The organism is Schlesneria sp. (genome assembly GCF_036405755.1).
Lineage (GTDB): Bacteria > Planctomycetota > Planctomycetia > Planctomycetales > Planctomycetaceae > Schlesneria > Schlesneria sphaerica.
The window spans coordinates 1-7,847 of record NZ_DASWWZ010000566.1; the positions used below are offsets into that span (position 1 = coordinate 1).

4 protein-coding genes are annotated in these 7,847 nt (G+C 58.6%); 1 reads left to right on the forward strand and 3 read right to left on the reverse strand.

The features are described 5' to 3' along the window. A partial coding sequence (locus tag VGE80_RS18865) for a hypothetical protein (RefSeq protein ID WP_440593737.1) occupies positions 1 to 298 on the forward strand: 298 nt, incomplete at its 5' end. Positions 299 to 356: 58 nt separating this feature from the next. On the opposite strand, the gene VGE80_RS18870 is transcribed toward VGE80_RS18865, so the two are convergent. From VGE80_RS18870 to VGE80_RS18880, 3 genes are all read right to left on the reverse strand, one after another. After that, positions 357 to 4,913, reverse strand: coding sequence for an outer membrane protein assembly factor BamB family protein (locus VGE80_RS18870; protein WP_440593738.1), 4,557 nt, complete (start codon positions 4,911 to 4,913; stop codon positions 357 to 359). Positions 4,914 to 5,186: 273 nt separating this feature from the next. After that, a complete protein-coding gene (locus VGE80_RS18875; protein WP_440593739.1) occupies positions 5,187 to 6,836 on the reverse strand; it encodes an NAD(P)/FAD-dependent oxidoreductase in 1,650 nt (549 codons plus the stop codon). A 192-nt stretch (positions 6,837 to 7,028) separates the two neighbouring features. Further along, on the reverse strand, positions 7,029 to 7,847 hold an 819-nt coding region (locus tag VGE80_RS18880), incomplete at its 5' end, for a ThuA domain-containing protein (protein ID WP_440593740.1).

The following is a 7,847-nucleotide window of genomic DNA, read 5'->3' on the forward strand; positions in this document are numbered from 1 at the left end:
GGGCGTTGAGAAGGGCTGGCTGGAAAAGATGTATGACCACTGGGCCGCCGTGGCGGTCATCACCTTACCGATTGTGATCCTCGTCGTCTGGGCTGAGTCTCGCCAGCGGCTCTCGGCCCAGAGGGCCCTCCTCGGAGTCACCTGGCTCGCCACTGCGTGCGGCATAGCCAAGATCAGCATTTCGTCTACGAGCTACTTTTCGAGTCCTTTCGTGGCCTCTGTGTTCTTCGTGGAGATGGTCATTACGACACTGCTGGTATTGTCCGTGCAACCAAAGCAAACAGTTCGTTCGACATGAGCCAGCGCCATGCAGTCCGTGGTCTGGCGATCAGTGCCACAGTCCTGACCCGACTCCCCTATTTCGGCTTTGGAAACTTCAGTTCGAGCTGAAAGCTGTAGAAGTCGATCAGCAGCTTCTTGGTCTCGTGCGAAGGGATGAACTGAAGCCCTCGCCCCACGGGCGTCGCCAGTTCCTGACTTTTGTAAACGACGTCACCGGTCCGCTTGTCGAGGATCAACGTCGACAACTTGGGGTCGAGCGGGAAACCGGTATTGGGATCGAAATGAATGTTCCACGCCGCCAGCACCAGCACCGGAAGACTGGCAGGCTGATTGGCATCATAGGCCAGTTCATTGACGGGGACCGACCATTTCACCTCACCACTTTTGCGGTCAATGTAGAACACCATCCCATCCAGAGAGAACGCCGAGTTCGATGGCGTCCCCAGCTCACGAGGGAGACCAAACTCGGGGGGCATCCCAAAATTGATGGGCTCAATCCTTCGCAGTTCGGTCTTTCGGATGGAGACCCCGGCGACGACAATATAGTGATCGGGGGTGGACTGAACCGACAGAACCAGCATCCCGCGTAAGGGGCGTTTCAGCGGTAATTCCGTCTCGAGCTGTTTCTCTCCCGTTGCCAGTTTCAGAATCGTCAGCTTGCTGGTGGGCTCAAGGATTGCCAGTTCTTCATCCTGAATGAGACAGGCCTTGCTGCCGACAGGATGTTGCGATTGCCAGACGACGCGATCCCCATCGAAATCATGCATTTCGAACACCCGCTGATCCGGAACTTGATTCCGCTGTGTCAGCCGCCGCGTACCTCGAAACCATAACGGGACGTCGTTGGGGTTCCCTTTATGCTGCTGCTCGATCGCACCATCGCGCATCCGCAAAAGCAGTGCACCGTTGCCGGCTGTTGCGAGCATCAGCTTGCTGTCGACCGTGGCATCGACTTTGGCGAACGCCGGCCCAACGCGAGACCACAGCAGTTTGCCAGACTCGGGATCCGCCGCATAAAGCCGATTGTCTAGCTGATACACCACGGCATCGTCGGTAAGACCAACTAGGTATCCTGCTGTCGATCGCCCATCCGACTTCAGTTGAATGAGTCGCCCGTTCGGCAACAGTCGACGCTCATTCGGCGTGGTGCTCAAGCGGGGAGCCACAAACGAGTTCGGACGCAACGACTGTTCGAAGATGATTTCAGGAGCGATCTGGGTTGTTACGGCTTCCATCACCCCAAGCCACGTTCCCGAAGCCAGCGCGAGCCGTCGACCCCGGATGTGCAATTGGCAGGGCTGGTCCCGAAGATCATTTGCCGAGTTGATCAGCGGCACACGCCACACCACGTTCAAATGGGGATCGCGTGCGGTGAGTGTGGTAATGAGAGCGTCGACCTCGAACGACCATCCTTTGTAGAAGCTTCCCACATGAGTCACCACCTCAACCGGAAAGGCCGGCTGCGTGATGCTCTGATCCGTACGAACGACTTCAATTGCCCCTTGCGGCCATTGAAAACGGGAATCATCCTGGCCCAGCGATCTCTGCGTCGACCATTCGTCAGAGAGCTGTCGTCCCGTCTTCCCATCACTACAGACGATCGTCGCAAACCGATCACCCAGCTCAGCAATCCAGGGACGTGCCTCTTCCGGCGCATTCGCCGCGATGTACAACGCTGCCAGGGATGCCGCGGCAGAACCAGCCACCGAAAGATTGGCAGAGCTCGTGATCCGTTCCAGCAACTGGAGTCGGGCGAACTCGTCAGCAATGGCACCGGGTGCCTCTGCCAGTTTCAGCAGCAACGCGTCTGCCGCAGGATGCCCCGAAGTCAGTTTGATGAGGTGCGGAATTCGATCGTTCCGATCAGGCGACTTCGCGGCCGTCTCGAACTCGCGGCTGAAAACCCGTTCCATCTCGGTTCGTTCGCTCGCTGTGGCCGCGTCGTAAATCGCAAACAGCTCAGCCCGGACACTCTGTTCGAGCGAAACAAAATGCCCCGTTCCCGCGGAGATCATCATGTCGGGAATCGTCGTCGTCAGAGCGAGTCGGAAGTACTCCGTAATCGCCCCGACACGATCGCCGGATTCTTTCAGCGAATTGGCGTACAACCGCAGAAACTCAACACGTTGAAGCGGGTCCTCGGTCAATGCCTCGAGTTCGGTCGCTGCGGCGAGAATCGACTTGGGATCGTTCCTCAGCCGATTCAGCATCGTCTCGGCAAGCACACGTTTGACCGCAGGATCAGGTCGCTGTCGGAGTGATTTCCTCAGGTCCTCGATCGCCTCCAGTTCCTGGCCTCGATGCAGCTTCAATTCACCCCGCAGCGCCAGGGCTTCGGCGTCGTCGGGATTCTTGGCGAGTTGCTCTGCAACCTGATCTTCCACTTCGCCCAGCGACCGGAATCCAATGACATCATGGGTTCCGACCGAAACCAATGCTCCGTCACCAACGGCCAGATTGCCGGGGACGCCTGCCTGAGGCAACTTGGAACGTCCCAGGATTCGGCCGGTCGTCAGATCGAGTGTCGCGATATCCCCCGTCGAGAGGGGGAGAAGATACTGCTTCCCCACCCGGACACCCCGTCCGCTCGGTTCAGGAATCTCCATCGGCTGCGTCCACTCTTCGGAACCGTCGGCCAGAGAGTAAGCCGCAATCTGATTGCGTCCCACCACGACAACCTGGTCTTCGTTCACACAGGCCAGGTACAGTCCCTGTGCCTGCGAACGCTTCCAGTTCAGACTTCCGTCGACAAGATTAATACAATGGATCTCATGCGAATCTCGCGGCGTCACGAGGACTCGGCCTCGCGTGATCACGGGGCCACTGTCCAGCCATCGCGACTCTTCATCGTCCCCGCCGACACGCTCACGCATCACGGGATTTTCGAAGTTATCCTGAAAATTGCGGCGTGACTTGGAATCGTAGGAATAGCCCCAGCGCAGCTGACGTCGCACGATGTCATAAGCGACGATCGCCCCGTTCGCCGTTGGACAGACCATCAGGCCTTCCGCAGTCGCCGGGATGAGTCCCGCGAAGCGGAACGTCGCCCCAAACGGGGCTCGTTCGGTGGCGACAAGTGTCTGGTACCACTCCAGCCGGGCGGTGTTCGATTCCGGAATCAGGCACAGCAGCCGCAGCTCATTCTTGGACTCAGCAAGGCAGTAAAGACGACCGTCGCAGGGGACAGGAGGTCCGACAAAGTACATGCCGGATAACTCTGCCGGGGGTGTCCCGTTCTGCCCCCCCACTTCCCATAACAGTCGCCCCCCGGCGACGTCGTAGGCCGAGAGCTTGTTGACAGGATCCATGATCATCTGTGCCCCGAAGGGAAGACGGCTGCGCGGCAACAGACTGCTGAACTGCGATTCGGACTCTTCCACCGCGTAGACGCGGTCACCGTCACTCGAGAGAGATCCCGAGATCTGGTCGCGAAACATCTTGAATTGCAGGTATCCACGAAACGTCAGTGGTGACGACGGGGGAATCGCGTCTGATGCAGCCAGTGGGCTTTGAAACAGCCAGGTCAGCATTCCGTCCGTCTTGGCAGAGCGCCACAAGAGATCGCCCGTCTTCAAGCTGACCGCCGTCAGATCATTGATCGTCCGGTAGACAACGACGTCACCGACGACGATCGGTATGGCTGCGGGTTGGGTGAGTCGATTGCCCTCGCGCATCATCTGTTCGGTTTGCACCATCATCTGGTCGAAACCTTTGATCCGCTGCTGATTGATCTCGTCATTCATGTGCAGCCGCAGGTGTTGGCGGGAAGAGATTTTCCACGCTCCACCTCCCACCGGACACGATGCCGCTGCTGACTCATTGCCGGTCAGGCCCCCTCGAGGGAGTTCCCAGCGATCGACGACAGCAGGGGGCTGCGGGGCTGTCGGACCGAACTGCGTCTGCAGCCAGGCGGGTGCTTCACCGAGGCTCGGAAACGGCGTCACCGCGCGACCCGCGACTTGCCAGGGTCCCGCCTGCTTCAACTTATCCAGTCCTTCCAGAGCAGTCCGGGCTCGTTCCGGCTGGTCGGCCAGATGCCATGCGAGAGCGGTCTGAAGCAGCAGGGGGATACGGAATTCTCCCTGCGAATTCGGGTGCTCACGCATCGCTTCATAGATCAATGCCGCCTGCATGGGGTGGTTACGGTCAAGAGCCCGCGCGGCCAGCAGCTGCATCCCCTGGAATCCCGCTGCCGTCAGCTGATAGCGCGAGACCAGTTCGGACACGCGCACGTAATCCTCTGCAGCAATCGCATCGGCCAGTTCGGCCCGAGCGTCCGTCCCCACCTGAAGTTCATACGCGGCTCGTCCCTCGGCAGGGAGATCCGCCAGAACCTTCAGAGCCACACCTTTCGAGGTGAGCTGCTCACCGGATTGAAAATCCTTCTCGACGAAATAGTCTTCGGGATGATCAAGCACGGATTGAAGCCGGAGTACGGCGGGGCCAAACTCCTTCTCGAGCAGCAGATCGCCGGCCTCTTCGAGTGCCTGCTGCACGTTTCGATCCATCTCGGCCGTGAGGCGAGACTCTGTATTAAAGAGGATCCGGGAACGATTTTGTGCGTGTAATGAAGAGCTGAGGCAAAGGATTCCCCCGAGCACGAACCCGACCCAAACCACGCTCCGCATCATCGTCCTCCTCGCATGTTCGGCGAGTTTCGTTTCCCGAGTGTCTCAACCCGATCCGCTGGTTTGAGATCCGGCACACTTTGGCAGGAACCGAAATGCCGTACTTCTTCCGTGGCCCCATCATATCCGATTGAACGGCCAATTGCTGCATGACTTTCCGTCGCAGGACGCAGCCGACCCAGATCGCCCGATGGGCCGAGCAGACACCGGGTGCAGCTCCTCGGCCGGGAAGGGGCCCCCTGCGGTCCGGTAACGGCCATCCCCATTCCCGGAATTCTAGGACGCGCTCGGTGTCGCGGCTGGAGTGAACTCGTAAGGGTACATATTGCACAGGTCGGGGTTACACAATCCGACCCGATTGAATGGCGCGATGGCGGCACGGACTTTGACTGTCAGTTCGGCCCCGGAGATGTTTGGATCTGTCAGATCTCGATACGCCTGCTTGAGTGCCGACTTGAGTTGCGGGTGCTGGGCACTCAAGTAAGCCGCCCCCTGGGCCACGCGACCCGCTCGCCGCTCCTCTTCCGACCAGATCGCGGTGGCAAAGTAGAACATCGACATGGCAATCATGCGTTCGAATTCCCGAAAGCCTGCATAACTGCCACTCACCACGAGATCGATGAACTCCACTTCCTGCTGAATCAGAGCATCATAGTTCTGCAATGCGTCGGCGAGCCTGGTCCACTGGGGTTCGGGTGAGCTACCCCGAGTCCGTTTTGCGGTCAAAGATTCCCTCGCTGACGCGTCCGCGAGTTCGCCGAACGGACTCGAACTGTCCCGGTCACCGGAAACGTTCCAGCAGCGTTCCAGGATGCCGATCAGGCGTTCAATCCCCACCAGCGTGAACGTATTCCCCGTACTGTGTAGTGGATCGTGGAAGGCCGCCGTGTTCGGCAGCATGACCCAGTTCGGACCTGCGGACTGGCTGACCCGTCGCTGCATTCGTCCGGATTGTCGCCAGGGGACGAGCGGCTCGGCGTTCGCAAACTGCTCGGCCACGGCAGGCAATCGAGCCAGCAGGGCTTGCCACTCCGCCGCAGGTGTGCCGCTTGATTCCAGTGGAAACCGCTCGGGATCCAGTGCGAAACCGGCACTGGTCACGCCGTTGTCGAACGGAAGGACCCACATCCATCCCCCGTCAAACACATGATGCAGAGCGGCATCATCGCAAGGGTAGGGGTGACCGGAAATGTCTCCACCCCGCTTGGCGTACAGATCCGACCAGCGGGCGACATTCTTAAAATGCGAGAACAGCCCGCGTGACCGCGTCTTCAATCCCGCAGGGTGAGGCAAAATGCCGAGCTGCTTTGCCAGGAATCCACCTTCTCCCGAAGCATCAATGATGAAGTCGGCCCGGACCCGAATCTCGGCAGAGTCTGACGACGAACCCTCTCGCATACACTGTGGCAAACCATGACACTTCCCGCTCAGTTCCCAACCCGCTCCTCGGGGTTCGAGTCGATCGATCGACGTATGGGGAAAATAAGGAACACCCAATCTGACCGCTTCTTCTGCCAGAAACTGGTCGAAATCGGCCCTCAACCAGTGGGTATCCGCGTCTTCGTCCGTGAGACTCGCCGCAACCAGCAGTTCATTCGCCCGATTAGATCGAGGCTGAAAGTCGTGCCCGAGCTGGTGATGGAAATAGCTGAATCCCCGTTTCAGCCCACAAACAATTTGAGGGTAAGTTTTCTTCCAGGCCGCGTAATTCGAGAGCGGAACAATGCGGGGAAGATCATACCGGCCGGCCAGTCCCTCCAGCACCAGATTGGCAACCGGAGTCGAGGATTCCCCGATCGCAAACCGGGGATGCGCACCCCGATCAATCAGGACCGGCCTTAACCCGATTCGCTGCACCAGCATCGCCGTCAGACTGCCGCTAAACCCGGCCCCCATCACGGCGATGTCCGCTTCGATCTCAATCACAGTCGTTCTTTTCGATTCAAGTAAATCAACGCATCGGCCCAGCGTGCCAGAACCGGAAGCCTTCTCATCAGCGGTTTGACATCACCGCCAAGTCTACTTCCGGACGAGCACTGCTGGACCGACAAGGCTCAAGCAGTGCTCGTCAGCAGAGAAGGTCAACTCGGTAAGGTCAACTCGGTGTCGTTGCCTCCATCACTTCGTCAGACCGGCATCCTTCTTTGCCTTGGCTTCCTGCTGCTTCGACAATTCGGGGTTCGGAGTTGCATCTCCTTCCGCCTGACCGAGGATCCACTTGATCCCCCCCGTGACATGGTCCAGGAATCGCTGGTCAACCCAGGTCGATTCGTTGTGACCCAGGTTTGTCACGAAGACCCGTCCATCCCCGTAGTCTTTCACCCACGAGACCGGGACATGCCGCGTCTGCAGGACTTCGACTTCCTGATCCCCTTCCTTGACCTTGGTCCGCGCACCCTTGGTAGGACATTTTTCAATGTTCAGACTCATCAGGACCCGAACTTTCTCGGGCTGCCAGTTCTTGTACCAGTAGATTTCGTCTTTGATCTGAAACTCGTTGCCGAAGGGCTTCATCGCGGGATGCTGCTGGTCGTGGACAGTGATCGTCACCAGTTCACCTGCATTCCACGGATGCCCGTCGAACGTACCACCAACCATGTCCCAGTAGGGCTGATAGTTGTGGTAAGTGTCGAGGGCCGAGTGGAAGCCGACAAAGCCGTGGCCTTTTTTCGTCAGCCACTCTTTGAAGAAATACTCTTTGTCCGCATCAGCAATGGGCAGGTCTCCCGTGGTGTAGAACATCACGATGTCAAACTTCTGCAAGTTCTCTTTCGTGAAATCCGCGGCCGCATCCTGAGTGCAGGTGACGTCGAATAACCCGGTTTTCTTCCCGAGCTGCGTCATCGAAATTTCCGCGGGTGCCAACTGCTTCGTGGGGGAATCTTTCTGATTCCGATTCACAGAACCATGTACGAATCCCTGACTTTGAGTCAGCAT